This window comes from Bacillus sp. V3-13 (genome assembly GCF_002860165.1).
Taxonomy (GTDB): domain Bacteria; phylum Bacillota; class Bacilli; order Bacillales; family Cytobacillaceae; genus Bacillus_BJ.
Genome location: NZ_PGUZ01000068.1, coordinates 1 through 24,816 on the forward strand (window position 1 = coordinate 1; position 24,816 = coordinate 24,816).

21 protein-coding genes, 14 tRNA genes and 1 pseudogene are annotated in these 24,816 nt (G+C 42.6%); 7 read left to right on the forward strand and 29 right to left on the reverse strand.

Annotation, left to right across the window (positions count from 1 at the left end; translation table 11 throughout):
* Positions 1-332 precede the first annotated feature (332 nt).
* The 5 genes from wrbA to CU633_RS19520 form a co-directional block, all read right to left on the reverse strand.
* Positions 333-947 carry an NAD(P)H:quinone oxidoreductase gene (wrbA, locus tag CU633_RS19500; RefSeq protein ID WP_101662238.1) on the reverse strand — a complete coding sequence of 205 codons (615 nt, stop codon included), beginning with the start codon at positions 945-947 and terminating at the stop codon, positions 333-335.
* 153 nt (positions 948-1,100) lie between these two features.
* Positions 1,101-1,931 carry an aldo/keto reductase gene (locus tag CU633_RS19505; protein WP_101662239.1) on the reverse strand — a complete coding sequence of 277 codons (831 nt, stop codon included), beginning with the start codon at positions 1,929-1,931 and terminating at the stop codon, positions 1,101-1,103.
* Positions 1,932-2,157: 226 nt separating this feature from the next.
* Positions 2,158-2,352, reverse strand: coding sequence for a hypothetical protein (locus tag CU633_RS19510; protein WP_101662240.1), 195 nt, complete (start codon positions 2,350-2,352; stop codon positions 2,158-2,160).
* 233 nt (positions 2,353-2,585) lie between these two features.
* Positions 2,586-3,239, reverse strand: coding sequence for an HAD family hydrolase (locus CU633_RS19515; protein WP_101662241.1), 654 nt, complete (start codon positions 3,237-3,239; stop codon positions 2,586-2,588).
* A gap of 67 nt (positions 3,240-3,306) precedes the next feature.
* A complete protein-coding gene (locus tag CU633_RS19520; RefSeq protein WP_101662242.1) occupies positions 3,307-4,965 on the reverse strand; it encodes a M20/M25/M40 family metallo-hydrolase in 1,659 nt (552 codons plus the stop codon).
* A 198-nt stretch (positions 4,966-5,163) separates the two neighbouring features.
* Between CU633_RS19520 and CU633_RS19525 the strand changes: the two genes are divergently transcribed.
* Together CU633_RS19525 and CU633_RS19530 are read left to right on the forward strand one after the other, a co-directional pair.
* Positions 5,164-6,465, forward strand: coding sequence for an NCS2 family permease (locus CU633_RS19525; RefSeq protein ID WP_101662243.1), 1,302 nt, complete (start codon positions 5,164-5,166; stop codon positions 6,463-6,465).
* Between the two features lie 106 nt (positions 6,466-6,571).
* A complete protein-coding gene (locus CU633_RS19530) occupies positions 6,572-7,177 on the forward strand; it encodes a YitT family protein (protein WP_101662244.1) in 606 nt (201 codons plus the stop codon).
* 367 nt (positions 7,178-7,544) lie between these two features.
* Here CU633_RS19530 and CU633_RS19535 read toward each other — a convergent pair whose 3' ends face one another.
* Positions 7,545-8,933, reverse strand: coding sequence for an L-cystine transporter (locus tag CU633_RS19535; RefSeq protein WP_101662245.1), 1,389 nt, complete (start codon positions 8,931-8,933; stop codon positions 7,545-7,547).
* A 612-nt stretch (positions 8,934-9,545) separates the two neighbouring features.
* Positions 9,546-10,577, reverse strand: a complete 1,032-nt coding sequence (gene ytvI / locus CU633_RS19540; RefSeq protein WP_101662246.1) for a sporulation integral membrane protein YtvI — start codon at positions 10,575-10,577, stop codon at positions 9,546-9,548.
* Between the two features lie 262 nt (positions 10,578-10,839).
* Between ytvI and CU633_RS19545 the strand changes: the two genes are divergently transcribed.
* Together CU633_RS19545 and CU633_RS19550 are read left to right on the forward strand one after the other, a co-directional pair.
* A complete protein-coding gene (locus CU633_RS19545) occupies positions 10,840-11,481 on the forward strand; it encodes a DNA-3-methyladenine glycosylase (protein ID WP_101662247.1) in 642 nt (213 codons plus the stop codon).
* 80 nt (positions 11,482-11,561) lie between these two features.
* Entirely contained in the window at positions 11,562-12,131 is a 570-nt protein-coding gene (locus tag CU633_RS19550; protein ID WP_101662248.1) for a CBO0543 family protein, read from the forward strand.
* Between the two features lie 40 nt (positions 12,132-12,171).
* Here the strand turns inward: CU633_RS19550 and CU633_RS19555 are convergent, their stop codons facing one another.
* Positions 12,172-12,972: an AraC family transcriptional regulator gene (locus CU633_RS19555; RefSeq protein ID WP_101662249.1), complete on the reverse strand. Its 801-nt coding sequence runs from the start codon at positions 12,970-12,972 to the stop codon at positions 12,172-12,174.
* Between the two features lie 107 nt (positions 12,973-13,079).
* On the opposite strand from CU633_RS19555, the gene CU633_RS19560 reads away from it, so the two are divergent.
* Together CU633_RS19560 and CU633_RS19565 are read left to right on the forward strand one after the other, a co-directional pair.
* Positions 13,080-13,442, forward strand: a complete 363-nt coding sequence (locus CU633_RS19560) for a hypothetical protein (RefSeq protein WP_101662250.1) — start codon at positions 13,080-13,082, stop codon at positions 13,440-13,442.
* A 338-nt stretch (positions 13,443-13,780) separates the two neighbouring features.
* A pseudogene (locus tag CU633_RS19565) lies at positions 13,781-14,845 on the forward strand (ABC transporter substrate-binding protein); the annotation flags it as partial.
* A 91-nt stretch (positions 14,846-14,936) separates the two neighbouring features.
* Here CU633_RS19565 and yhbH read toward each other — a convergent pair.
* The 7 genes from yhbH to queG form a co-directional block, all read right to left on the reverse strand.
* Positions 14,937-16,106, reverse strand: a complete 1,170-nt coding sequence (yhbH, locus tag CU633_RS19570; protein WP_101662251.1) for a sporulation protein YhbH — start codon at positions 16,104-16,106, stop codon at positions 14,937-14,939.
* A gap of 295 nt (positions 16,107-16,401) precedes the next feature.
* Entirely contained in the window at positions 16,402-16,572 is a 171-nt protein-coding gene (locus tag CU633_RS22990) for a hypothetical protein (protein ID WP_180955040.1), read from the reverse strand.
* Between the two features lie 83 nt (positions 16,573-16,655).
* On the reverse strand, positions 16,656-18,551 hold the full coding sequence (locus CU633_RS19575) for a PrkA family serine protein kinase (RefSeq protein WP_101662252.1): 1,896 nt from the start codon (positions 18,549-18,551) through the stop codon (positions 16,656-16,658).
* A gap of 356 nt (positions 18,552-18,907) precedes the next feature.
* Positions 18,908-19,657 carry an oxygen-insensitive NADPH nitroreductase gene (gene nfsA, locus CU633_RS19580; RefSeq protein ID WP_101662253.1) on the reverse strand — a complete coding sequence of 250 codons (750 nt, stop codon included), beginning with the start codon at positions 19,655-19,657 and terminating at the stop codon, positions 18,908-18,910.
* Between the two features lie 60 nt (positions 19,658-19,717).
* On the reverse strand, positions 19,718-20,191 hold the full coding sequence (trmL, locus tag CU633_RS19585) for a tRNA (uridine(34)/cytosine(34)/5-carboxymethylaminomethyluridine(34)-2'-O)-methyltransferase TrmL (protein ID WP_101662254.1): 474 nt from the start codon (positions 20,189-20,191) through the stop codon (positions 19,718-19,720).
* Positions 20,192-20,257: 66 nt separating this feature from the next.
* A complete protein-coding gene (locus tag CU633_RS19590; RefSeq protein WP_101662255.1) occupies positions 20,258-21,139 on the reverse strand; it encodes an amidase domain-containing protein in 882 nt (293 codons plus the stop codon).
* An 82-nt stretch (positions 21,140-21,221) separates the two neighbouring features.
* Positions 21,222-22,355 (reverse strand): tRNA epoxyqueuosine(34) reductase QueG, encoded by a 1,134-nt coding sequence (gene queG, locus CU633_RS19595; protein WP_101662256.1) that lies wholly within the window; start codon positions 22,353-22,355, stop codon positions 21,222-21,224.
* A gap of 116 nt (positions 22,356-22,471) precedes the next feature.
* Between queG and CU633_RS19600 the strand changes: the two genes are divergently transcribed.
* Entirely contained in the window at positions 22,472-23,140 is a 669-nt protein-coding gene (locus CU633_RS19600) for a B3/B4 domain-containing protein (RefSeq protein WP_101662257.1), read from the forward strand.
* Positions 23,141-23,254: 114 nt separating this feature from the next.
* Here the strand turns inward: CU633_RS19600 and CU633_RS19605 are convergent.
* From CU633_RS19605 to CU633_RS19670, 14 genes are all read right to left on the reverse strand, one after another.
* Positions 23,255-23,328 (reverse strand) — tRNA-Gly (locus tag CU633_RS19605).
* A 59-nt stretch (positions 23,329-23,387) separates the two neighbouring features.
* Positions 23,388-23,472, reverse strand: a tRNA-Leu gene (locus CU633_RS19610).
* Between the two features lie 24 nt (positions 23,473-23,496).
* Positions 23,497-23,582, reverse strand: a tRNA-Leu gene (locus CU633_RS19615).
* A 35-nt stretch (positions 23,583-23,617) separates the two neighbouring features.
* Positions 23,618-23,691 (reverse strand) — tRNA-Cys (locus tag CU633_RS19620).
* A 9-nt stretch (positions 23,692-23,700) separates the two neighbouring features.
* Positions 23,701-23,775, reverse strand: a tRNA-Gly gene (locus CU633_RS19625).
* 3 nt (positions 23,776-23,778) lie between these two features.
* Positions 23,779-23,853: transfer RNA gene (locus tag CU633_RS19630), tRNA-Gln, on the reverse strand.
* 19 nt (positions 23,854-23,872) lie between these two features.
* Positions 23,873-23,948: transfer RNA gene (locus CU633_RS19635), tRNA-His, on the reverse strand.
* 85 nt (positions 23,949-24,033) lie between these two features.
* A tRNA-His gene (locus CU633_RS19640) sits at positions 24,034-24,109 on the reverse strand.
* A gap of 13 nt (positions 24,110-24,122) precedes the next feature.
* Positions 24,123-24,196: transfer RNA gene (locus CU633_RS19645), tRNA-Trp, on the reverse strand.
* Between the two features lie 10 nt (positions 24,197-24,206).
* A tRNA-Tyr gene (locus CU633_RS19650) sits at positions 24,207-24,291 on the reverse strand.
* A gap of 62 nt (positions 24,292-24,353) precedes the next feature.
* Positions 24,354-24,429 (reverse strand) — tRNA-Thr (locus tag CU633_RS19655).
* Positions 24,430-24,456: 27 nt separating this feature from the next.
* Positions 24,457-24,532: transfer RNA gene (locus CU633_RS19660), tRNA-Phe, on the reverse strand.
* A gap of 23 nt (positions 24,533-24,555) precedes the next feature.
* A tRNA-Asp gene (locus CU633_RS19665) sits at positions 24,556-24,631 on the reverse strand.
* A gap of 3 nt (positions 24,632-24,634) precedes the next feature.
* A tRNA-Met gene (locus tag CU633_RS19670) sits at positions 24,635-24,708 on the reverse strand.
* Positions 24,709-24,816: the final 108 nt, after the last annotated feature.

Consider the following 24,816-nt stretch of genomic DNA (forward strand, 5'->3'; position numbering starts at 1 on the left):
GTCCTTCATCCGGGTGCTGAAGGACAAAATGAGGCTTGTGAACTGGCGAATAGTCCTTCATCCAGGTGCTGAAGGACAAAATGAGGCTTGTGAACTGGGGAATAGTCCTTCACCCGGGTGCTGAAGGACAAAATGAGGCTTGTGAACTGGGGAAAAGTCCTGATATCCAGGTAATGAAGAACAAAAAGCTGGTTTCATTAGTCAATTTGGTTCAGTTACTAAGAGATTTTCATCTATTTAAGGAATTTATATCCTTTTTGTTGCCACAATTTAACCCCAAAAAACCGGACTGCATACTATTTTTCAGTCCGGCTGTCTTCATTGAAAATCAATTATCGGCTTAACCCTTCCTTTACCCACCGCGCAATTTGGACTGTGCGCTGGGCCTGGTATTTGACAGCTGCTTCAACATCTTCCTTCATATTACCCTCTTGATCAACCGTAACCGAGACACCGTAAGGATTTCCGCCGGCAGCATAAAGGACATCGCTCGTATATCCCGGCGCTGCAATAATCGCTCCCCAATGCATCATCGTCGTATAAAGATGGGTAATCGTTTGCTCCTGGCCTCCGTGCGCGTTGCTTGCAGACGACATGGCGCTCACCACTTTATTGGCTAGCTTCCCTTGCGACCAAATGCCTCCAGTCGTATCCAGGAACTGCTTCATTTGTGCCGGGAGATTGCCGAAGCGGGTCGGCACACTAAAAATAAGCGTATCCGCCCATACTAAATCGTCCAATGAAACAACCGGAACATTTTTTGTTTCGTCGTAATGCTGCCTCCAGGCAGGATTGCGGTCAATCGCAGCTTCAGGCGCCAGCTCCTCCACCCGCAACACGCGCACCTCGGCCCCCGCTTCTTTTGCCCCTTCTTCAGCCATCATGGCCAACTTGTAGTTCGTACCTGTTGAGCTGTAATAAATGATTGCCAGGTTGATGTTCGTCATAAAAAATCAATCCTTTCTTTCATTTCTTTTTTGATATAAAACACTTTCCCTATTCAATTCCCTGTATTCACTTTCTAAAAACTGCACATTTCCCAAAAATAAAAAACCGATCGCTTCGGAAAAAATTTCCCGATGATCGGTTTTATGTATGATCTAAAAATCAAAATGATCCGGGTCGGCGCCAAATCGTTCATTTTTGTTTAGAGAGTTTATCTTTTCCATGTCTTCATTGCTCAGCTCAAAGTCAAAAATAGCCGCATTTTCCTGTAAGCGCGCCGGGTTCACTGATTTAGGGATGACGATCACCCCGTTTTGTAAATGCCAGCGGAGAATGACCTGGGCAGGCGATTTGCCATGTTTTTCGGCCACTTGTTTTAATGCTGGCTCTTCCAGTACTCTTCCTCTTGCAATTGGTGACCATGCCTCAACTTTTATGTTTTGCTCCTCGCAAAAAGCGCGAAGCTCTTGCTGGGATAAGAAAGGATGCAGCTCGACCTGGTTGACAGCAGGGACTTCTGAACCGTGCTCAAGGATGTCTTTTAAGTGATGGATATTAAAGTTGCTGACTCCAATTGCCTTTGCTTTTCCCTCCCGATAAATTTTTTCCAACGCCCGCCATGTGTCTAAATATTTTCCCTTAACTGGCCAGTGGATCAAGTAAAGGTCCACATAATCCAGTCCAAGTTTTTCAAGGCTGTTTTCAAAAGCTTTCAGCGTTGAATCATAGCCCTGTTGATCGTTCCAAACCTTTGTCGTGACAAAAACGTCCTCTCTTGGAATACCGCTGTCTTTTATGGCCCGGCCCACACCCGCTTCATTTTCATAAAAAGCTGCGGTATCGATCAGCCTGTAGCCTAATTCAAGAGCTGTTTTCACCGTATCATAAGTTTGGTTTCCTTCCTCCACTTTGTAAACACCAAGTCCAAATATCGGCATTTCCACGCCATTGTTCAAGGTAACTGTGTCATGCAAACTCGTTAACATGAAAAAATCCCCCTCTTTTTAGGTTAGTGTTCTGTCCACCTCCTACTTTAGCATAATTTGCCTAAAAAAGAGCAGCTGAATGCAACAGCTGCTCAGGTTTTATCGTAAACGGCCTGGGCCGTAGTTGTTTTTTTATTTCCCGCTGATCATTTGTCCAAAACGTTATTGATTCATGCTAAAACAAAAAAGCGTTCAAAGCTGGTATGCCGTGCCGGCTTTACATTTCTTAAATAGTTTTGACCGAAAATAATTTAACATCATTTGTATCAAAAAAATGATAGATATTATCAGAGTCGGTAAATTCGATTAAGCCTATGTTATCCTTTAATTGCTGGATCGCTTCTGCTTGATCCTCTGCTTCGATCATCCTCGAAACAGATAAATTTCCTTCGAAATAATAGGTTAATTGAAATTTTTGCAATTGCTTTATCTCCCTTCTATGGCTGGCCCAACTGTTTTTCCGTCATTTAAGGTTTGCCCGTGAACGGAGCCGGTTAAACATGAAAATGTTAGAATCCAAAGGGGCTGTCTAAAAAGTCCATATTAGAGTAAAATGCACTCAAATTAAAAACCCAAGAATGTTGATTTAACAGCATTCTTGGGTTTTACTTTTTGTAAGGCTTCGGCTGAAATACCACTTTTAGGACAGCCCCTTCAGCTCAATTGTTTTAAAAATTCATGAATCTTAAACATTGAAAAGGCATCGTAACGAATAGTCTGCTCATGAAAGGCCATAAAGCTTGTAACATCATTTGGTATAACTACACAATGCAGGCCCGCTTTCACTGCTGCTAAAGACCCGTTTACAGAATCCTCTATCGCCAGGGCTTCCTCTGCTTTAACACCTAATTCCTTGATCGCCTCCAAATACAAAGCAGGGTCCGGCTTAACAGTCGTAACATCTTCCTTCGTTTTTATCGTTTCAAAATAACCGTTAAGCTGGAATTTGTCCAAAAATCCATCTATCCATTCGCGGTGTGAACTTGAGGCAATCGCAATCTTTAAGCCGAGATCCTTCGCCTCGTCCATTACCTCATGAACACCTTCCCGCAATAAAAGAACATCTTCGTAGCTGGTAAACTTTTTGCTGACCTTCTCCGTTAGTTCCTCACGTGCTATCGGTTTTGCCATTTGGCTGTTTATATACTCATATAGAAGCTCGTCCGTCGTGCCAATCACTTTGGCAAACTGCTCAAGCGGCAGCCCAACTCCGTAATCTTCTTCAAGCACTTCTTTAAAAACCCGGTACCACAATGATTCCGTATCAATGATCGTTCCATCAAAATCAAAAATGATTGCTTTAATCATCCTTTCACCTTTCCCTCTGCCAAATTTCAGGCGAGTTCCCTTATCTATAAAATTTGTTACATACCTTCTATTCAAGCAGCTTTTTTGTCATCTTTCTAATCAAGTGCGGCAAAATTTTAAACGTATACGGCTTATAAACTCGCTCAGTCCATTTGTGGCCGCTTTTTCCGTATACCCCTAAATTTATGGAAGGAATGTTTAAAGCCTTCATATCTGCAAGCGGCAAGGGGAAGAGCTTGTTCATCGCCGGAAAATTGTTTTCAACCGAGCTGATATCCTCATCCGTCCCGTTAAAGGAAAGAAAGCTGCCGTCTGCTAAATAAGGAAAATATTTTCTTAGTTCAAAAGATTCATTCGTTTCTTGCTGGACTTCATCAAGGACCGCTTCAATTTTTGCCAATAAGGACTGTCCTTTATTGCTTTCAACCGGCAAGCGGTTTGCCGGAAGGAACGGCGGCGCAAAAAACAGGATGACGCGCGGCTTTTTTTCCGGATCCAATTGATGGAGGGCTTCCACGATTTTAAAAGCAAGCATCCGGTCATCTAAATCTGTTCCGGAAAATTGCTCCAGTGCAGCTTCGACCGCTTTTAACGGGTGCAAATGCATTCCCTCGAGCCTTTCGACATACTTCTCAAAAGTAATCACTTCAATATCCCAGGAGATTTCGCGCTCGGGAAGCGCGTTTCGCTGCCGATATTCTGCATAGGTTTGCGCTAATCTTTTTTCAAGGGTTTGACACCTGTCTCTCGCCACATCCACAAGCTGGGCGATGATTTCCTTTGGTGATTTTTCATAAATAAAATGATTGAAATAAATGCCGCAGCTGACAGCGGTTTGGACATCGTAAATTTGTTTATCGTCCTTTAAATACAAGCAGCTCGGCGGCAGCGTCAATTCATTTTGAAAATACTCGGTCAGATCAAGATTTGAATGGATCGCCAGATTTAATTCAGCAGCAATCAGAGTCGGATCAATAGCCGATAAACTATCGCCTACATGTGCTTCCCTGCCGTAAATGGAGAAGCATGGCAATAATTTCCCTGCTGCTCCTGTGTATATGTAGCGCGTCTCATCGCCCTCATGAAGCGGCGATATGAAATCATTGTTAATGGCTGCGATAAAATCAAGGTTGTGCTCTGCTGTTAACCTGGTGAACTCGGTTAACGCGCTGCGAATCCCGACATGCTGGCTTTCTTCATCAGCATTGAACAGGACAAGCAGGTTGCCGGGCAGCTCAGAGCGATTTTCCGAAAAATGGAGCAGATTGACAAGATGGACGGCAATTCCGCTTTGCATATCCAGGGCACCACGGCCAAACATCCAATTGCCGGAAACGGCATCCGCCTGTACTTCTTCATCAGCCGTATAGCTTTTGAAAAATTCTTCGAGAACGTCAGGCTCGTGAGCGATATCCTGCAGGGCTCCAAAATCCTCAATTCCTACTGTATCAACATGTGCATGGTAAATCACCGTTTTCGAAGACTCTGATTCGCCACGCACCAATGCAAAAATATTTTTTCGTCCCAATGGATCGTTTGGAATTGGCTGCTCCCATACATTCGATTCGTTCTCTTTAAAATAAGGGAAGGAGCGGATGATTTCCATTAAAAAGTCCGCTTTTTCCGTTTCCCCGATTGTGCCGTTATAGCTTGATAGCTGAATGAGCCTGCGGGTTAACACCTGTGCTTGCTGTTCTGTTGATAACGATTGAAGTATGTGGAACATATACATCCCCCAGTTAAGATCATTTTACATTCGATTATAGGCTCTTTGCGGCTGAAATCAACCTTTTTTCGGCAAAGTTTGGCATGTTTACGATCCGCTATTTTGGCAAAAACTAAAAAGAGTCTTGAATTCCGTTATAAAAACGAATAATATATTACTTGAGTTTTAAAATTGTTCGTATTTTCCGGAGGTCTAATGATGTTTAAACTTAAAGAGCATAACACCAATCCCAGAACTGAAATCGTGGCCGGGATCACTACGTTCTTAACGATGGTTTATATTGTGATTGTTAACCCGGTGATTTTAGCTGATGCTGGAGTACCATTTGATCAGGTTTTCACGGCAACCATTATCGCTACGGTAATTGGTACAGTCTGGATGGCATTATTTGCGAACTATCCGATCGCGATTGCGCCTGGCATGGGCTTGAACGCCTATTTTGCCTACTCAGTAGTAGGCACACACGGAAATATCGATTACCGCACCGCTTTTGCAGCCGTATTTTTAGCAGGTATTATCTTTATTATTCTATCACTGACACCTTTTCGTAAAAAGCTGATTGAAGCGATTCCCGAAAACTTAAAGCACGGCATCACCGCCGGGATCGGGCTGTTTATTGCGTTTATCGGCTTAAGATTAACCGGAATCATTACCGATCATCCAACGAATCTTGTCGGCCTTGGTGATCTCCATTCTCCTTCTGCGCTGTTGGCTTTGACAGGACTTGCGATCACATTGGTGTTAATGGCCTTGCAAGTGAATGGCGCATTGTTCTTTGGAATGATTGCCACAGGTCTGATCGCCTTTTTTACCGGGCAGCTTTCCTTTGAGCAGGGCTTTGTCTCGCTGCCTTCACTGCCGGAAGGATTAATCATTCTCAATCCATTCGAAGCGATCGGCGAGGTCATCCAGCACAGCCTGTATGCTGTTGTCTTTTCATTTTTGCTTGTCACGATCTTTGATACAACCGGGACGATGATCGGCGTTGCCCAGCAGGCCGGCCTCATGAAGGGAAACACGATGCCGCGCGCCCGCGAAGCGCTCCTGTCTGACTCGATTGCGACAACGGTTGGGGCGATCTTTGGAACAAGTCCGACATCAGCATATATTGAATCTTCATCCGGAGTTGCTGCCGGAGGAAGAACAGGTTTAACATCCTTAACAGTTGCCGGTTTGTTTATTGCGGCTGCTTTCTTCGGCCCGTTAGTAAGCGCGGTTTCCGGACTTTCCGCCATTACTGCACCCGCTCTCATCATCGTTGGAAGCTTGATGATCGGAAGCATTTCACAGATTAATTGGGGAGAAATTGATGAAGCATTCCCTGCTTTTTTAATCATCCTCAGCATGCCGCTTACCTCGAGCATTGCGACCGGGATTGCCCTTGGCTTTATCTCTTATCCGCTCTTAAAGGTTGTAAAAGGTAAATGGCGTGAGGTTCATCCACTTGTCTATATTTTCGCACTGCTGTTCTTTTATCAACTTGCGTTTTTGCCGCATTGATCAATAAGCTTGCTCCTTAAGCGGGGCAAGCTTTTTCATTTCATCACTTCTAAATCCAGTGACACTTCATATTTATTATAAGAAGGACAAGTTAGGGTGATGGCATTTGCGGGAAAAAATATTGGCTGTTTTGCTCGGAAGCTTTTTATTGAGTTTGGGGATCAATGGTTTTCTTGTTCCACACCATTTGCTTGATGGCGGGATTATTGGGATTGGCCTGATCGTCCATTATTTTTACGGATGGCCAACCGGCATGAGCATGATTATGTTAAGTATTCCATTATATATCCTGGCCTGGATTTATGAACGGAGCTATTTTTACCACAGTCTGCACGGACTCGTCATCTCATCCTTCTTTATTGATATTTTATCGGCTCTCAACACCTCATTTTCTGTTGGCATTCTACCGAGCTCGATCATCGGCGGCGTTTTGGTTGGAAGCGGGATCGGCCTGATGCTTCGCCATGAGACAAGCACAGGCGGCACTGATTTGCTTGCACAACTATTATCACGGGCAAGTTCATTAAACGTTGGGGTATTGATTTTCTTGATTGACGGAATTGTCATCACATGCGGTTTGCCGATTGTCGGCGCAGAAAAATTTCTCTATTCGTTTATTACGATTATTTTTGTTGGAATCATGACATCCTTAACGGTGATTAAGAAAAGCGCAAGCGCCTTGATCAGCCCCGACAAGCGCTGGAGGGCCTGACAGTGAAGTCGTTCTTTGACTTCATTGGCAGGACCGAAGCGACTCGAGGGGCTAGGCGCTGGAGCTGGACAAAAAAGACGATCCATCCTTAATATTAAAGGACCGGAAATTTCCGGTCCGTCGAATCTGCCAGTCTCATTACACCGTGGACAATTCTTGAAAAAGAAAGATCTTCTGCCAGTTAAACTGCCTCCATTGCAATCACCTTTTCTGTTTTTTTCCTTCAATCGCACTTTAACGAAAAATATCAAAGAGAGCAAATGTTAGCTTTTCTATTATTATCTTGAATTTTCTTTGAAGCGATATGGAAACCCTTTTTGCATGCAAAAAAAGAAACAGCAGGTGCCAAGCACCTGCCAAGAAGATGTTAAGCTTCAGCTTCAATTCTTTCATTTATATCATTGTACGTATTCGTGTCAATTTCTCCTGTAATCCGGCTCGTCAGCACACCGGAAGTCATGGCACCGCTAACATTGACAGCTGTTCGGCCCATATCAATAAGTGGCTCAACGGAGATCAAAAGACCCGCTAAACCGATTGGCAAGTTCAATGCTGAAAGGACAAGGAGTGCAGCAAAAGTCGCTCCTCCCCCAACACCTGCAACGCCGAAAGAGCTAATAGCCACAATCGCGATAACCGAAATAATAAACGACGGGCTAAGCGGATTGATTCCTACTGTTGGCGCAATCATGATGGCCAGCATTGCCGGGTAAATTCCGGCACATCCGTTCTGGCCAATTGTTAAGCCAAATGATCCGGAGAAGTTCGCAATGCCTTCTGGAACTCCCAATGATTTTTGCGTTTTAATATTAAGCGGCAAGGCACCCGCACTTGTCCGGGACGTAAATGCGAACGTTAAAACCGGGAAAGCTTTTTTCACATACGTGATCGGATTGAGTCCTGCAATGGTCAGCAGGAGCAGGTGGATAATGAACATCACAATTAATGCAACATACGACGCACCAACGAATTTTCCGAGATTGATAATCGCATCGACGTCACTTGTAGCTACGGTTCTAGTCATAATCGCAAGAACGCCGTATGGTGTTAAGCGCAGTATTAATGTGACGACACGCATGATGACTGCATAAACCGAATCAACAATCTTTGCAAACAATTCAGCATGCTCCGGGGTTTTGCGCCTGACACCCAGGTATGCAATACCAAGGAAGGCTGCAAAAATCACAACAGAGATCGTCGATGTTGGTCGTGCACCCGTGAAATCCAAAAACGGGTTTCCAGGCAATAATTCGAGTATTTGCTGTGGCAACGTTTTGTCAGCTATTTCCCCGTAAGTTTGCTCAAGTTGCTCAGCCCGGGCTGTTTCTGCATCTCCCTGTTCAATTTGGACGGCTTCCAAGTCAAAGCCAAGCGCAGTGACAATACCAACCGTTGCAGCAACAGCTGTCGTTCCGACGAGAATGCCGAGAATCAATATACTGATTTTGCCGATATTGCTTGTGAGCTTAAGCTTTGTGAATGCAGCCAAAATAGAAATAAACACAAGCGGCATTACAATCATTTGCAGAAACTTCACATAACCGTTTCCAACTAAATTGAACCAGTCTGCTGTTTCAGTGACAACTTCAGACGCCGGCCCATAAATAAACTGCAATGCAAAGCCAAAAATAATTCCTATACCTAATGCGGCAAAAACCCGTTTTGAAAAGGAAACATGTTTTTTCTGCATATAGTATAAGCCGAGAATAATGATAAGCATAATAGCAACATTGATTACTACGAATGCAGTATTCATCGAGACTACCTCCCTATAAAATTTTAATACTGGTTAAATATAAAACGATTTATTCCAATCAGTCAAGTCGGAATTACTATAAAATGTTCACCTCCTTTGTTATCGAGAAGATACATAGGTTCATTACCTATATTTATTTATTATTTGTGATTTTATTTCCCCATGACAATGAATTAATATTTACACAGCTAAAACTCGAGATTTACGAGCGGAATTTGGGATTTACGAGCGGAACTCGAGATTTACGAGCGGAATTTGAGATTTACGAGCGGAATTTGAGATTTACGAGCGGAACTCGAGATTTACGAGCGGAATTTGAGATTTACGAGCGGAACTTGAGATTTACGAGCGGAATTTGAGATTTACGAGCGGAACTCGAGATTTACGAGCGGAATTTGAGATTTACGAGCGGAATTTGAGATTTACGAGCGGAACTTGAGATTTACGAGCGGAACTTGAGATTTACGAGCGGAATTCAAGATTTACGAGCGGAACTTGAGATTTAGAGCGGAATTCAAGATTTACGAAAATGATCAATAAAAATAGAAACACCCCAGAATTTTTCCGGGATGCCTCTGTTTGCCTCACGCTGAACAACGTACTTGGCATTGATCATATTTTAAAGTTCACTTTAATAATATTCGCTTTTTTCAATGTATCATAGACGATTACGATCGCAGGGCCCAAAATAATCCCTAACAGGCCGATCAGTTTGAAGCCGATATATAAACTGACAAGTGCCGCGAGAGGAGAGATACCGAGGCTTGTCGAATAAACCTTGGGTTCAATGATTCTCCTGACAACCGTAATGACAATAAATAAAATGATCAAGCCGATTCCAAGGAAAGTATTATTTTGCATAATTGCGAACACTGCCCAGGGGACAAGAACCGACCCTGTTCCAAGAATCGGCAAAATATCAACAAACACGATCAGCAGTGAGAGCAATGCTGTATACGGAGCTCCCAAAATCGATAAGCCTATGAATGCCATTATAAACGTCAGCATGCTTAAAATAACCTGTGCTTTTAAAAAGCCGATTCCTGCCTTATTTAACTGGTTCGCTACTAAATAAACCTTCCGCTTTGTTTGCTCCTTTAAGTGTGCCTCCAGACTTGCTTTTAAACGGGGAAGCTCAAGGCTGATTAAAAACAGGGCAATTAAATAGATTAAGAATTCAATCAGAAAGCCGGGAATAGACGTCACCAGATTGATGATTTTTTGCAAAAGCCCCTGCAAAAAAACGTCAATCGAAGTAATGCTGTTTTCAATCGTCACTTCTATTGACTTCATCACATCCACCGGCAAATCCTTCGAATAAAATTCCCATCTTCTGATCAGGGGGCGGATAGCTGTTGTATACAGATCTTTTACAAAAGTCGGCGTCTTTTCAGAAAGGGTGATCGTTTGCTGGACAATCAGTAAAATTAAATAATAACCCAGCACTGACATCGCCAGTACATAACCAGTGAAGACAGCCATCACCGCTTGGAGCCGGGAAAATCTCCAGTTTTTCACCAGCCAGCTAACAGAACCCTCCAATAAAAAAGCGGTCAATAAGGCAAAGATAATCGGAAGACTGTATGGAATCAGAAAAAAAATACCGATAATAATGACTGAAGCAAATACCCATTTTTTCCACATATTCATAATTCTCCTTAACGGGCATCATGCCTCGTTTCCATATGTAAAGGCAAGCAATATTACATTCTTTTATAAATCATATTATAATGGTTTTTCTGCATTATGTAAGTATCCAGGCAAGCTTAAATACATTCGTTTATTCATTGCTCCACTCCCCATAATATTTCGTTGCATAATAAAAATGTATCAAAAAGCATGGTACATGTCACTGTTTATCGGGTATAGTTGGATGCAGCTTTTAATGCTGCAAGGAGGTTTTAACATGAAAAAGATTCTTAAAGGGGAATTAACTAACAACGCCAGCTTGACAGCCGCACCTCTAACAAAGGATTTTTTTGAACAGCCGACCCTTAGTCTCGCAAAGTCATTGCTGGGCTGCCTGCTTGTAAAGGAGACAGAGGAAGGAATTACTTCCGGTTTTATTGTTGAGACCGAAGCATACAGCGGGCCGGAAGACCAGGCTGCCCACAGTTATAACAACCGCAGAACCGCAAGAACCGAAATTATGTATGGAGAGCCTGGACATATTTATACATATGTCATGCATACCCATTGTCTGGTCAACATTGTCAGCGGGCCAAAAGATAAGCCTGAAGCCGTACTGATTCGAGCTATCGAACCTTTTAGCGGCATTGAATTAATGAAAAACAGACGGGGCATCACCGATTTAAAAAACCTCACAAATGGGCCGGGCAAGCTGACAAAAGCGATGGGTATTTCAATGGAAGATTACGGACGCTCCATTTGCGAACCGCCTTTATATATTTGCAGCGGTTTCAAGCCTTCCGGTATTTCGCAAGGAAAAAGAATAGGCATTGATAATGCAGGTGAGGCAAGAGAATATCCATGGAGATTTTGGGAAACAGACAACCCTTTCGTTTCACGGCACCGTAAACAAATTTAACGCCGCATATATGCCTAAAAATACATAAAATAAATAGACTTTTGGAATGATAAACCAGATTGAAAAGGAAGGAGAACAACATGACTGCTAACCAAAAGTCTTTTATTGAAGATCTCAAAAATACTCGGCTCAAACTATCAAATAAATGGATTGAGTACTGGAATACATATTCCGATTTTGGGACTTGGGAATTCTGGGTAAATCTCGCTTTTCTCATCATCCCCTTAATTGTGCTTTATTTTCTTATCGATAAAAGAAAGGCGCTGCTTCTTGGATTCTATGGTTTTAACGCACATGTATGGTTCACCTATATTGATGCTATTGGCGGTGAAAGAGCCTTTTGGGTCTACCCGCATAAAGTTTTTCCTCTGCTTCCGACAAGCTTTGCTCTTGATGTTTCTTTTATCCCTGTGGTTTACATGCTAATGTATCAGTGGACGCTGAACCATAAGAAAAATTATTACCTGTATATTTTCATCCTTTCCGCAATATTAGCCTTTGTCTTTAAACCTTTATTAGCATCATTGGACCTCATTGAATTAAATAGGGGAGCAAACTATTTTCACCTGTTCCTTGGTTATCTAACCATAGGGGTCATTTCAAAATTAGTCACTAATATTTTTGTTTATTTCGAAAAGCAGGCGAAATAGAAACATGGTTCCTTTTATGGAATTTTGAATTGTGTTTTTGCTACTCTCTAAATTGCTTTGGAGTGCAGCCAACTGCAGTGAAAAAGCAGCGATAGAACTGGCTGGGACTGCTAAACCCTAAATCATAGCTTATCTCTGTAATTGTTTTTTTAGACTTTCGCAGCATTTCTTTTCCTTTTTGTATCCGCAAAGACAATACATATTGATACGGGGTATAGCTGGTTTGCTTTTTAAAAGAACGAATGAAATGAAATTTGCTTTGGTGAGCCAAGCCTGCAAGCGTTTCTATGCTGATATTCTCATTATAATGAGAGTGGATGTATTCTAAAACCTGGTTTAAGTACATATCTGAGGAGTTTAAATTGTTAACTTTGGTATTATGGCTGCCCTTTAATCTACTTGAGAAATAATCAAAGGCATTTTCTTCGACTTCCATTTCCAACAAATGGTTACTTTGGTGCTGTAAAAGATTATGAACCCATTGACCTAATTTTCGTCTTAATTCATTTGGGAAAATAGTTTGCTGTTCATTAAATTCCACTTCATCGTTAACGGAGTAATTGTCGCATACCCACTCATTGAAGTGATCCCGCTTTAGTCCGATGATAAACATTGAGCTCTTTTGATTGGAAAATTGATGCCCGTGAATGGATAAAGGATTAGCGATGATTGATTGTCCATTGTTCAATATGTACTCCGTGTTGTTTAAATTAGCAATAAGCTTCCCGCTCATCGGAATAGAAATTTGATAAACATCGTCATGCGAATGGGGAATGTCATGCCAATTTTCCCCGCTAATCTGCAAAAACTTAATATTTGACAGTTTAAGCAAGAAACCCATCCTTAACTCCCCTCCATGTATCAAAAATTGCTTCTCAAATGAGCATTACATGCACAACAATTATACCATTCCTCATTGCATAATAGCTCTAGAGGAGTGTGATAAATATGAAGTTTAAAAGCAAAAAATGTTATTTAGTGTACGGTATTGCCGCAAATCATCTCAACGCAAAAGAAGCAAATTACGCATTGAACAGCTGGATTAAAAATCAACGATTAGGAAAAATCATTTATCACGAACATTTTGCCAGTAAGCCTTTAGGAGGAATCGCAATTTTTGAGGTGACGTCACAGCAGCAATTAGATGAGCTAATAACGGAACCCAATAAAGAAGATTCCTTCCTTTATGGATGGGATCTCAATTATCACCCCCTGATCCATAGTACGAATACAGAAAGGTTTATCTATCAAGTCCAATACACTTTATCCTCATACCGTGGTTTAAAAATGGAGTATGTACTGGAGGATTAGCAGATAAGTGCATAAAAAGGTGTGAAAGCCACACCTTTTTATTTTAATAAATATACCCTTGTTTCATAAGGTCTTAGAATAAATTTGGCCGGTAAATTAGTTTCGGCAACAGCGTAGTTATTAAGAACCAGCTCGGAAGAAAAATATGATAAACCAGCAGGAACCTTAAATCTAGTTGCCTTTTCACTGAAATTGCAAAATTTCATAGGGCATTTATTTGAAAGGAAGACTGTTCAATATTTTCCACCCTACTGGTCAATGTAAGCCATTTCATAATTTTTCTAATCCACTAAAATGAAATTAAGGGAGGTGCAGTTAGTGAATAACCAGAGTAAGTTGTAGGCGGCGGCGCTGATGGAGCTGCAGCTCTAAAAGCCAGGTTTGCTTCCAACAAAGCGCCGGATATCTTTGTTAATGACGGTGACCAACAGGCGCAAGTATGGAAAGATAAATTTGAAGATTTATCTGATCAGCCATGGATTAAGAACGCTTTTGAAGGTACCCTGGACGGCATGACCATCGATGGAAAGGTTTACGGTATGCCGATCAACATGGAAGGCTATGGTTTCGCCTATAACAAAAAACTATTTGAAGAAGCTGGTATTACTGAACTTCCGAAAACATTTTCCGAATTGGAAAAAGCAGCGAAAAAACTGAAAGATGCCGGGATTACTCCATTCTCTGTAGGGTATGCTGAATGGTGGGTATTAGCAAACCACGGTTTAAATGTCCCGCTAGCCTACCAGGATGATCCGGACAAATTCATCCAGGGATTAAATGATGGTACCGCTACATTTGTAGGAAATGAACATTTTGACCAGTATTTTAAGCTTGTCGATTTAACGATCGAATATGGCAATGAAAACCCTTTAACAACAGATTACAATACTCAGGTTACACTGTTTGCGAGCGGCGAGACTGCGATGATCCAACAAGGCAACTGGATCCAGCCAATGATTGATAAAATCACCCCTGACATGGAAGTTGGTTTTATTCCAATTCCGCTTAGCGATGATCCAGCCCAGGCAGACAAGTTAATGGTCGACGTACCAAGCAACTGGGTCATCCATAACGGAGCACCCGTAGCAGACAAAAAAGCCGCTAAAGATTTCTTGAATTGGATGGTTACATCTGAAGAAGGCAAAACGGCGCTGGTTAAAGAGTTTAAATATATTCCAGCCTTCAAAACAATCGAGGCAAATGCAGAAGATATTGGGCCTTTAGGTGCCGACCTTCTCAAATATTCCAAAGAAGGCAAAACCTACGCATGGCAGTTCATGAAATATCCGGACGGTGCAGGCCAGGAATTTGGTGCAAGCCTCCAAGCTTATGTTGCCGGGAAAAAAACGAAAGAAGAAACAATGAAAGCTCTTGATGAAACATGGGCTAAATTAAAAAAATAACCTGTTTAACGAAGCTAACGATCCTCTTCTAAAAGGAGAATCGTCAGCTTTTTATTATTCCAAAAAAAAGAGGGTTCTCCCCCTCTTCTTTTCATGCATACATCTTGCTCTCGTCATTTTTGAAAAAACTCTTCATCGCATGGAACACATCGGCCTTTTGCTTGAGGATATAATAGCGGTATTTTTCATTTTTGATGTTTTTATACGCGGACATGAGGGTTGAGTGGCGGTTGTACTGATTGACTTCTCCATAACCAAACATATTGGAGACATTCATTAGTTCTTCAACAAGCTTTACGCATCTGGCGTTATCCGAGGTTAAGTTATCACCGTCGGAAAAATGGAATGGATAAATATTAAAGCGGCGCGGGTTGTATTTGGCTTCGACAATCTCCAATGCTTTCCGGTAGGCGGATGAACAGATCGTGCCGCCGCTTTCTCCTTTTGAAAAAAAGTCTTCTTCAGAGACGACTTTTGCTTCAGTATGATGGGCGATAAATTCAATATCGACGGTTTCATATTTTGTTCTTAAAAATCGGGTCATCCAGAAGAAAAAACTCCGTGCCATATACTTTTCCCAAATCCCCATCGAGCCACTCGTGTCCATCATTGCGAGCACGACCGCTTTTGATTCCGGCTTAATCACTTCATTCCAGGTTTTAAACTTTAAATCTTCCTTATAGATCGGATGAAAAGCGGGCTTGCCTTTCATTGCATTGCGTTTGAACGCCGTCAACATCGTCCGCTTTTTATCGATGTTTCCCATCAATCCAGTTTTGCGAATGTCATTAAATTCAATGTTCTCAACCAAGTGCTCGTCTTGCTCTTTTCTTTTTAAGTTCGGGAGCTCCAACTGCTTGAATAACGCTTCTTCAAGCTCCATCATCGTTACTTCCGCTTCAAAATAATCCTCGCCCGGCTGGTCTCCTGCCCCCTGTCCTTTGCCTGGTCCCTTCTGGCCCTCTGATCCATCTCTGGCCACTACATCACCAATCTGGCTGTCGCCGGCCCCCTGGCCTACATGCTTATTCTTATCATAGTTATAACGGATTTTATATTCATCGAGGGAACGGATAGGAATTTTGACTACTTCACGACCGTTAGACATAATGATGCTTTCTTCTGTAATCAGGTCAGGCAGGTTATTCCGAATTGCATCCTGCACCTTTTCCTGATGCCGCTGCTGATCATCGTGGCCTTTGCGGTGGAGGGACCAATCTTCTTTTGAAATCACAAACTGATGGTTATTTGAACCAGTCATTTTCAACCCCTCCTATAATTTTTTTCCTAACCCAAGCACATATTACACGATAAATCATACAATAGAGTGTCTCTTTACAAATAGAAACGTTGATTACTCTATCCTATGCAGAAAGGCCAAATAATTTACAAATAATTTTGACAATGGGCTATTGCCCAACGAAAATGGACAACCTTGTTTCGCCCATTTACCGCCTATTTTTATCAAAGATGTCCTCTAAACAGATTGCTTGTTCATAAAGCAAAAAACCCTGTCAATGGATTAGAACAGGGTTACAATCTCTTATTTCACAAATCTATTTATTCGTATCGTATTGAATCGGATCCGGCATCTTATCGTCCTGCTTCAATTCCTGGTTCGTCCGGAGATTCTCCATCTGTTTGCCGAGGTTTATCATTTCTTCCATATTTGGGGCCATTGAGCCATTCATAGGTGCATTATTTTTATCCATTTCATTCTTATCCATTTGGATCACCTCTGATAGAAATTTACCCAATTAGCCGAAAAATAAACCTGATGAAAACATATTGGACCATTCAGGCCCCTGATTTACCGATTTAAAAGGCTGCCCACGTACCTCAACAGTTCATTTGCAGAAGAAGAATTATAGCCATACTCGTCAATCAGGCGCGCCACGACTTCATTTACCTTCTTAAGCTGCTGCTCATCCGGCGTTTTCGTAGAGGTCGTAATCTTGACAACGTCCTTTAAATCTGCGAAAAGCTTTTTCTGAATCGCCTCACGCAGGCGGTCGTGGGAGTTGTAATCGAATCGTTTTCCTTTTCTCGCATATGCGGAAATCCGAATCAAAATTTCCTCCCTGAATGCTTTCTTGGCATTTTCAGAAATGCCAATTTGCTCTTCGATTGAACGCATTAATTTTTCATCCGGATTGATCTCTTCCCCGGTTAATGGATCTCTTAATTTTGATTTATTGCAATAAGCTTCGACGTTATCGAGATAGTTATCCATTAACGTCTTCGCCGATTCCTCATAAGAGTATACAAACGCTTTTTGAACTTCCTTCTTGGCAATCTCATCATATTCTTTGCGCGCAAGGGAAATATAATTTAAATAACGTTCGCGCAACTCAGCCGTAATCGACGGATGCTGATCAAGCCCTTCTTTTAATGACCGGAGCACATCAAGCGCATTGATCGATGGTACCTCTTTGCGGATAATCGTCGATGAAATCCGGTTAATCACATAGCGGGGATCAATCCCGCTCATCCCCTCATCCTGGTACTCCTTTTTCAACTCCTCGACATCGGCCGTATTATACCCTTCGACATTTTCTCCATCGTAAAGGCGCATCTTTTTCACTAAATCAATATCGCCCTTTTTCGGTTCCTTTAAGCGGGTCAATATCGTAAACATCGCTGCAACCTTTAAAGTATGCGGAGCAATGTGAACATCCGCGACATCACTTTCACGAATCATTTTTTCATAAATTTTTTCTTCCTCTGTCACCTTCAAATTATAGGGAATCGGCATCACAATAATCCGCGAATGGAGTGCTTCGTTCTTTTTATTGGAAATAAACGAGCGGTATTCGGTTTCGTTCGTGTGCGCAACTATTAGCTCATCCGCCGAAATTAACGCGAACCTGCCCGCTTTAAAATTGCCTTCCTGTGTAAGCGAAAGCAAATGCCAGAGAAATTTTTCATCGCATTTGAGCATTTCCTGGAATTCCATCATGCCCCGGTTCGCCTTGTTCAGCTCGCCGTCAAAGCGATAAGCACGAGGGTCTGATTCCGAGCCGTATTCGGCAATTGTCGAAAAATCAATACTGCCGGTCAAGTCAGCAATGTCCTGCGACTTCGGATCGGAAGGGCTGAATGTTCCAATCCCAACCCGCTTATCCTCTGAAAAGAAAATTCTCTCTACCAATACATCCTCGATTCTTCCGCCATATTCTTTTTCAAGCCGCATCATATTTAAAGGTGATAGGTTTCCTTCAATTCTAATCCCGTACTCTTCGAAAAAATCATTGCGGAGATGATGAGGTATTAAATGGAGCGGGTCTTCGTGCATCGGGCAGCCCTTGATTGCAAAAACAGAGCCTCTGTCTGTATGTGAGTAAGCTTCTAAACCGCGCTTTAGCATCGTCACGAGTGTCGATTTCCCGCCGCTGACAGGACCCATTAACAGCAGAATTCTCTTTCTGACATCAAGCCGTTTAGCTGCTGGATGGAAATATTCTTCAACAAGTCTTTCTAAAGCTTCTTCCAGCCCGAATAGCTGATTGCAGAAGAACTTATAACGTTTTTTCCCCTTGACCTCTTCGATCCCGGCATCTCTTATCATATTATAAACCCGTGAATGGGCAGACTGGGCAACCAGCGGCTTCTCTTTAACCAATTGCAGATATTCCCCAAATGTTCCTTCCCATTTCAATTTCTCTTCCTCTTCACGAAACTTCTCGATCTTTTTTAAAATATCCATATGGACCTCCCCCTGTCACATATTCAGAGACGATTAATATACCTTATGCGCTTGGACGAGTGAACATGCTCAAACGCGCCGGAGATATCTTTGTCCTTTTTCCGAAAAAATTTTATCCGCGCTTTTCATTCACACAGGTAAACACTTGCGATATAATAAAGTTATCTGGATTCGTCAACAAGGATTAAGTTATGAAGGAGGCTTACATAAATGGGTACAATTATAATTTTAGGTGTAGTTGCGGCATTCCTTGCTGCTATTTTCACAGCTGGTTACAATGATAAGCCGGGGATTAATAAGAAATAATTCAGGTCCAAACGTGTAAAAAGCTGCTGAATGCTCAGCAGCTTTTTCTATTAGCGCAAATCAAGTTTTGATTTTTGGACATATTCCTTCATGTACATTCGCGATTTCTTCTCAAGCATTCCTGCTATTTGTCCTGTCCAGGTGTCACTTCTTTGCCCGCCGGTTCTCTGTTCATAATAGGCAGAAATCGTCTCGTTATACTGGCGGAGATCATCAAGATAGCGGTTATTATCTTGCTGGTATTCATTAAGATGGTACACATGCTGGCGCGGCAGTCTCGGTTTCAGGCCAGGCTCCTGCCCCGGAACTCCTATTGCAAGCCCGAATAATGGAATAACGCGCGCCGGAGTTTTTAACAGTTTTGAAACCTCTTCAAGATTGTTCCTGATTCCCCCGATATAACAAATGCCCAACCCCATCGACTCAGCTGCAATCGCGGCATTTTGTGCCGCTAAAGACGCATCGATTAAAGCAACCATAAATTTTTCCGTGCTCTCAATAGCGGGAATCACATCTTTCCCTTCCATTTCGCCGATCAATTGATGGCGGTATAAATCAGCACAAAACACAAAGAAGTGGCCGTTCTCTGCCACGTAGCTTTGATTTCCGGCAAGCTCTGCCAGCTTCAATTTTTTGTCACGGTCGGTGATGCCGATGATCGAATATGCCTGGATAAAGCTTGAAGTAGCAGCAGCCTGCGCACAAGCGATAATCGTGTCAATCTGCTCGTCAGATAAAGGTGTATCTTCAAAACTCCTGATTGAACGGTGGTTTAAGATCGTCTCAATTGTTGGATTCATAGGCTTGTCCATCCTTTGTATGTATAATCTAAAAAGGACCCGGGCTCAGGGTCCCTGCCATTATCTTAAATGCAGATACTCCTGCTGCCTTAATGCTTCATAAATTAAAATCGCAGCCGTATTGGACAAATTTAATGAACGGACATTTTCGTTCATTGGAATGCGCAAGCTTCTTTCTTTATTAGCCTCGATGATGTTTTTAGGAAGCCCGGTTGTTTCTTTTCCGAAAATAAAATAGTACTCCTTGTCAGCTTGGCTGTAGTCAAAAGACGAATGCGGCTTCGTCCCAAACTTTGTTAGATAAAAAAATTCACCGCCTGTATTTTTTTCATAAAATTCATCCAATGAATCATAATAAACAACCTTTACAAACTCCCAATAATCCAAACCTGCCCGGCGCAGCATTTTATCATCCGTTGAAAAGCCAAGTGGCCTTATTAAGTGTAAGGTTGTATCTGTTGCTGCACAGGTTCTCGCTATATTGCCTGTGTTGGCCGGGATTTCCGGCTGGTATAGTACGACATGCAAACCCACTGTTTTTCACCCCATCAATAAACTCTAAAAGCTATTATACCACTCTTCGTTGCTCAGACAAGATGTTCACTGATCATCAACTATTGTGATGAACTTGTATTTAATATTCGGGGTATACGCAGTTGAATCCTCATATGCCCAGTAACGCATTCTGCTGTTATGTGTATGGGCATTGACAAGGGGCATTCCAAATGCATCTTTACCGGTGACGATTGTATTATGATCAAAACGGCCATCGCCCTGAAAATCGTAGCAAATTACGTCTCCGAGCAAAAGTTTATCAGCGCTCTCGACTTCTTTTCCGCGCAAGCCTGTTTTCGATGCCGGCAAATACCAGCGCAGTGAATTGGCAACGGCCCAGCTATAACTCCAATTATTATTTCTCATCCACCAGCCATTGCTCCTGTTTGGGTAACCTCTCATCGGAGCCCCTCCGGCATGCAGACACTGGGAAATATAGTTGGTACAATCCACTTCAAACTTTTTAAAGGATGGATTGTAATCATTCCACCATCTTTCCGCATATTGCACCGCTTTCAAGCGGTCATAATGGAAGTCGTTCATCGTCCTGTGCATTTCCCGAACCGGGTTGCCCGGAAGGACTTTTGCACGGTTTTCATGAGCGTATAAAGAGATCTCTTTATCTTCAATTAAGACTCCTTTATAAAACCCCGCCTCTCTTTTTTCAATTTCCTCTTCCATATAAAGCATTCCCTTTTGGCGAATTAAAAATTGAAAATGTACTTCATACAAAAGGATTGTATGATCATCTTCCTCTTGCTTTTCAGTGATTTTCCCCTTTGCTGCTGCCTTCACGATTTCGGCCGATCTTTTCGACAAGCAATCTTTTTTAATTTCTATTTTCTCGCACAAATCTTTATCGCTTCGCGTTTGTGATATATATTGATTAACCCGTCTCCCTAAAAGAGTCTGCAGCTGTTCGCGCATTGGAAACACTCCTCTCATATACATACATATGAAGAAACAGCCCAATCAAACCAAAAAAAACAGGAATGGGAGCCCATTCCTGCTAGTGAACAAAAAATTCTAATCCTTTTTCAATTTCTTTAATCACTTCTTCGTCTTTTTCTTTTTGAACAGCGCGTTGAAGTGCCTCTCTGGCTTCATCCCCGCCAATTTTTCCTAACGACCATGCCGCCGTCCCTCTAATAACTGGCCTTGGATCGCTCTCAAGAACTTCAATGATATCGGGAATTGCCGTTTCATCTTTATAATGAGCAAGGGCGATTAACGCGTTTCTCTGGATCGGTTTTTTGCCCCTCCATGAACCGGATATTTTTCCGTATTTCTCTTTAAATTCACGATTTCCCATCCGGAGCAACGGTTTTAATAACGGCTTTGCTATTTCAGGGTCAGGTTCCATTTCAGAATGGAAATGAAAATCCTTTCCTTTGTTGACCGGACAAACCGTTTGGCAAGTATCGCAGCCATACAGCCGATTCCCTAGCTTATCACGAAATTCATCGGGCAGAAAGCCTTTTGTTTGCGTTAGAAATGCGATACACCTTTGCGCATTTAACTGCCCGCCTTGCACCAGTGCACCCGTCGGACATACTTCGACACACTTATTGCAGCTTCCGCATTGATCCTCCATTGGGGTATCCGGTTCAAACGGAATATTCGTGATCATTTCGCCCAGATAGACGTATGAGCCAAATTCCGGCGTAATGATTGAACAGTTTTTCCCGCTCCAGCCGATTCCGGCTCTTTGGGCAACCGCTCTATCGACTAATTCCCCTGTATCAACCATTGATTTAAGTTTTGCATCAGGCACTTTTGATAGAATGTATTCTTCAAGTTTTTTCAGGCGGTCACGCAAAATTACATGGTAATCGGTCCCCCATGAAGCCCGGCAAAAAATTCCCCGTCGCGCACCTTTTTTGCTCAAAACTGGCTCTTTCATTTTTGAAGGGTAAGCTAGAGCAATAGAAATAATCGACTCCGCTTTATCAAGCAATATCGACGGTTCTGTTCGCTTTTCTATATCCGGCTCTTCAAAGCCTGATTGGTAGTTAAGCTTCTGCTGGCGCAAAAGCCGGCTTTTCATCTCACTGAAGGTATTTGTTGATGTGAAACCAATTTTATCAATACCGATTGTTTTACTGTACGCGATTATATCCTGCTTTAGCTGGACACTATTCATCTTTGTGGCCCTCCTTTCTTTCATATGTTTGCTATATAGCAGGCATGAATCCTTTTTTATAAAGATTAACGGTTTATATGATAAACTATTTGCAAGGAAATGTGGAGGTGAAAAGCATGGAAATAGTCATATCACCTGACATAACAACGATTATCCCCGGCTTTAAAATTGGTGTTATTGATTATCATGGCATTACAGTGGGAGATTCCCCGCAAATGCTAAAAGGGAGACTACAGCTATTTCAAGAATCGATATTTTTCGATTTGGAAAACAAAAATGTAACGGACCTTGAAGGCATTAAGGAATGGAGGCAGATCTTTAAGAAAACCGGAACCGATCCAAACCGTTATCGCCCCTCTGCAGAAGCACTTTACCGGCGAATCAAAAAGCAGAACTATTTAAACTCTGTCAATAGCGCTATTGATGTGAATAACTTTTGCTCACTCGAGTACCAGGTACCGATCGGAATTTATGATCGAGATTTTTTATCAGGAGATATTTCAATCCGGCGTGGCGGTAAAGGTGAAGAATATTTCGGCTTAAATGGCAGAAGCAATTCTGTTGAAAATCTCATCATCTCTGCCGATCAAAACGGTCCCTTCGGCAGTCCGTTTGTCGATTCAGCCCGAACAGCGGTTAGCCTTGAGACTACAAGTGCTGTCCAAATCATTTACCTGCGTCCTTCCCTTGATCAGGCAAACCAGGAGAAGCTGACAGAAGCCGCAATGAATATGTTTCTTCAATTACATGGAGGAACTGCAAAATATGCGGTAATAGGATGCTGAACAGCATCCTTTTTAATTTAACCGTACTACACCCTATCTTCCATTAGTACACAGGAAAAAACGCAATGCTTCGTTCTTTTAGAGACGAAACACTGCGTTGCGATAGGGTATGTATGGAGCGGGTGATGGGAATCGAACCCACTACATCAGCTTGGAAGGCTGAGGTTTTACCAGTAAACTACACCCGCACAAAGGAGAAGTGTAATCATTTTTAAAAATAAAAACAGGTTTCCCTGTTAAATAAAAATGGTACCGGTGGTCGGGGTCGAACCGACACTCCAGAAGGAACACGATTTTGAGTCGTGCGCGTCTGCCAATTCCGCCACACCGGCGTATTAAAATTTTTTTGGGGGTGATGCCGAGGACCGGAATCGAACCGGTACGGTAGTCACCTACCGCAGGATTTTAAGTCCTGTGCGTCTGCCAGTTCCGCCACCCCGGCAAATCGTAATCCTGCCTGTCCATTTTCTAAGTAAATGGAGGCGGCAACCGGATTCGAACCGGTGGTAAAGGTTTTGCAGACCTCTGCCTTACCACTTGGCTATGCCGCCAAAAACTAATGGAGCGGAAGACGGGATTCGAACCCGCGACCCCAACCTTGGCAAGGTTGTATTCTACCACTGAACTACTTCCGCAAATGGCTGGGCTAGCTGGATTCGAACCAACGCATGACGGAGTCAAAGTCCGTTGCCTTACCGCTTGGCTATAGCCCATTAATTAAAGTTGTATATATGGGGCGACTGATGGGAATCGAACCCACGAATGTCGGAACCACAATCCGATGCGTTAACCACTTCGCCACAATCGCCATAAATATTAGGCAAGTATTTTGAAAAATAATATATTATTCCATCCAATCCTATTGGATAGATAACTCATACTAATTTAACACATGGGGCGACTGATGGGAATCGAACCCACGAATGTCGGAACCACAATCCGATGCGTTAACCACTTCGCCACAATCGCCATTATCGTTGTTTGGCAGGGGTAGTAGGAATCGAACCCACACCGGAGGTTTTGGAGACCTCTGTTCTACCTTTAAACTATACCCCTGTATTTCAAATGGTGGAGGGGGACGGATTCGAACCGCCGAACCCTGAGGGAGCGGATTTACAGTCCGCCGCGTTTAGCCACTTCGCTACCCCTCCATCAAGAAGATTAATTATATCACCGAACCTGATTCAGGTCAATCTGAAAAACCAACCAAAAATGGTGCCGGCAAGAGGACTTGAACCCCCAACCTACTGATTACAAGTCAGTTGCTCTACCAATTGAGCTACACCGGCTTTGTATTAATATGAGGTTGAAAGAAATGGTGGCTCAGGACGGAATCGAACCGCCGACACAAGGATTTTCAGTCCTTTGCTCTACCGACTGAGCTACTGAGCCAAATTAAAAGTTTTATAAAAAAATGGCGGTCCCGACCGGGATCGAACCGGCGATCTCCTGCGTGACAGGCAGGCATGTTAACCGCTACACCACGGGACCAGATTGCGGGGGCAGGATTTGAACCTGCGACCTTCGGGTTATGAGCCCGACGAGCTACCGGACTGCTCCACCCCGCGACGATAGAAATTATTAAGTTTTTTCTATGCTCATTGATAGCAATGGGACTGTCCCGATCTCAGGATGCCTGAGCCAAGCTGCGGCTCGATCGGTACAACTCGCAGTTC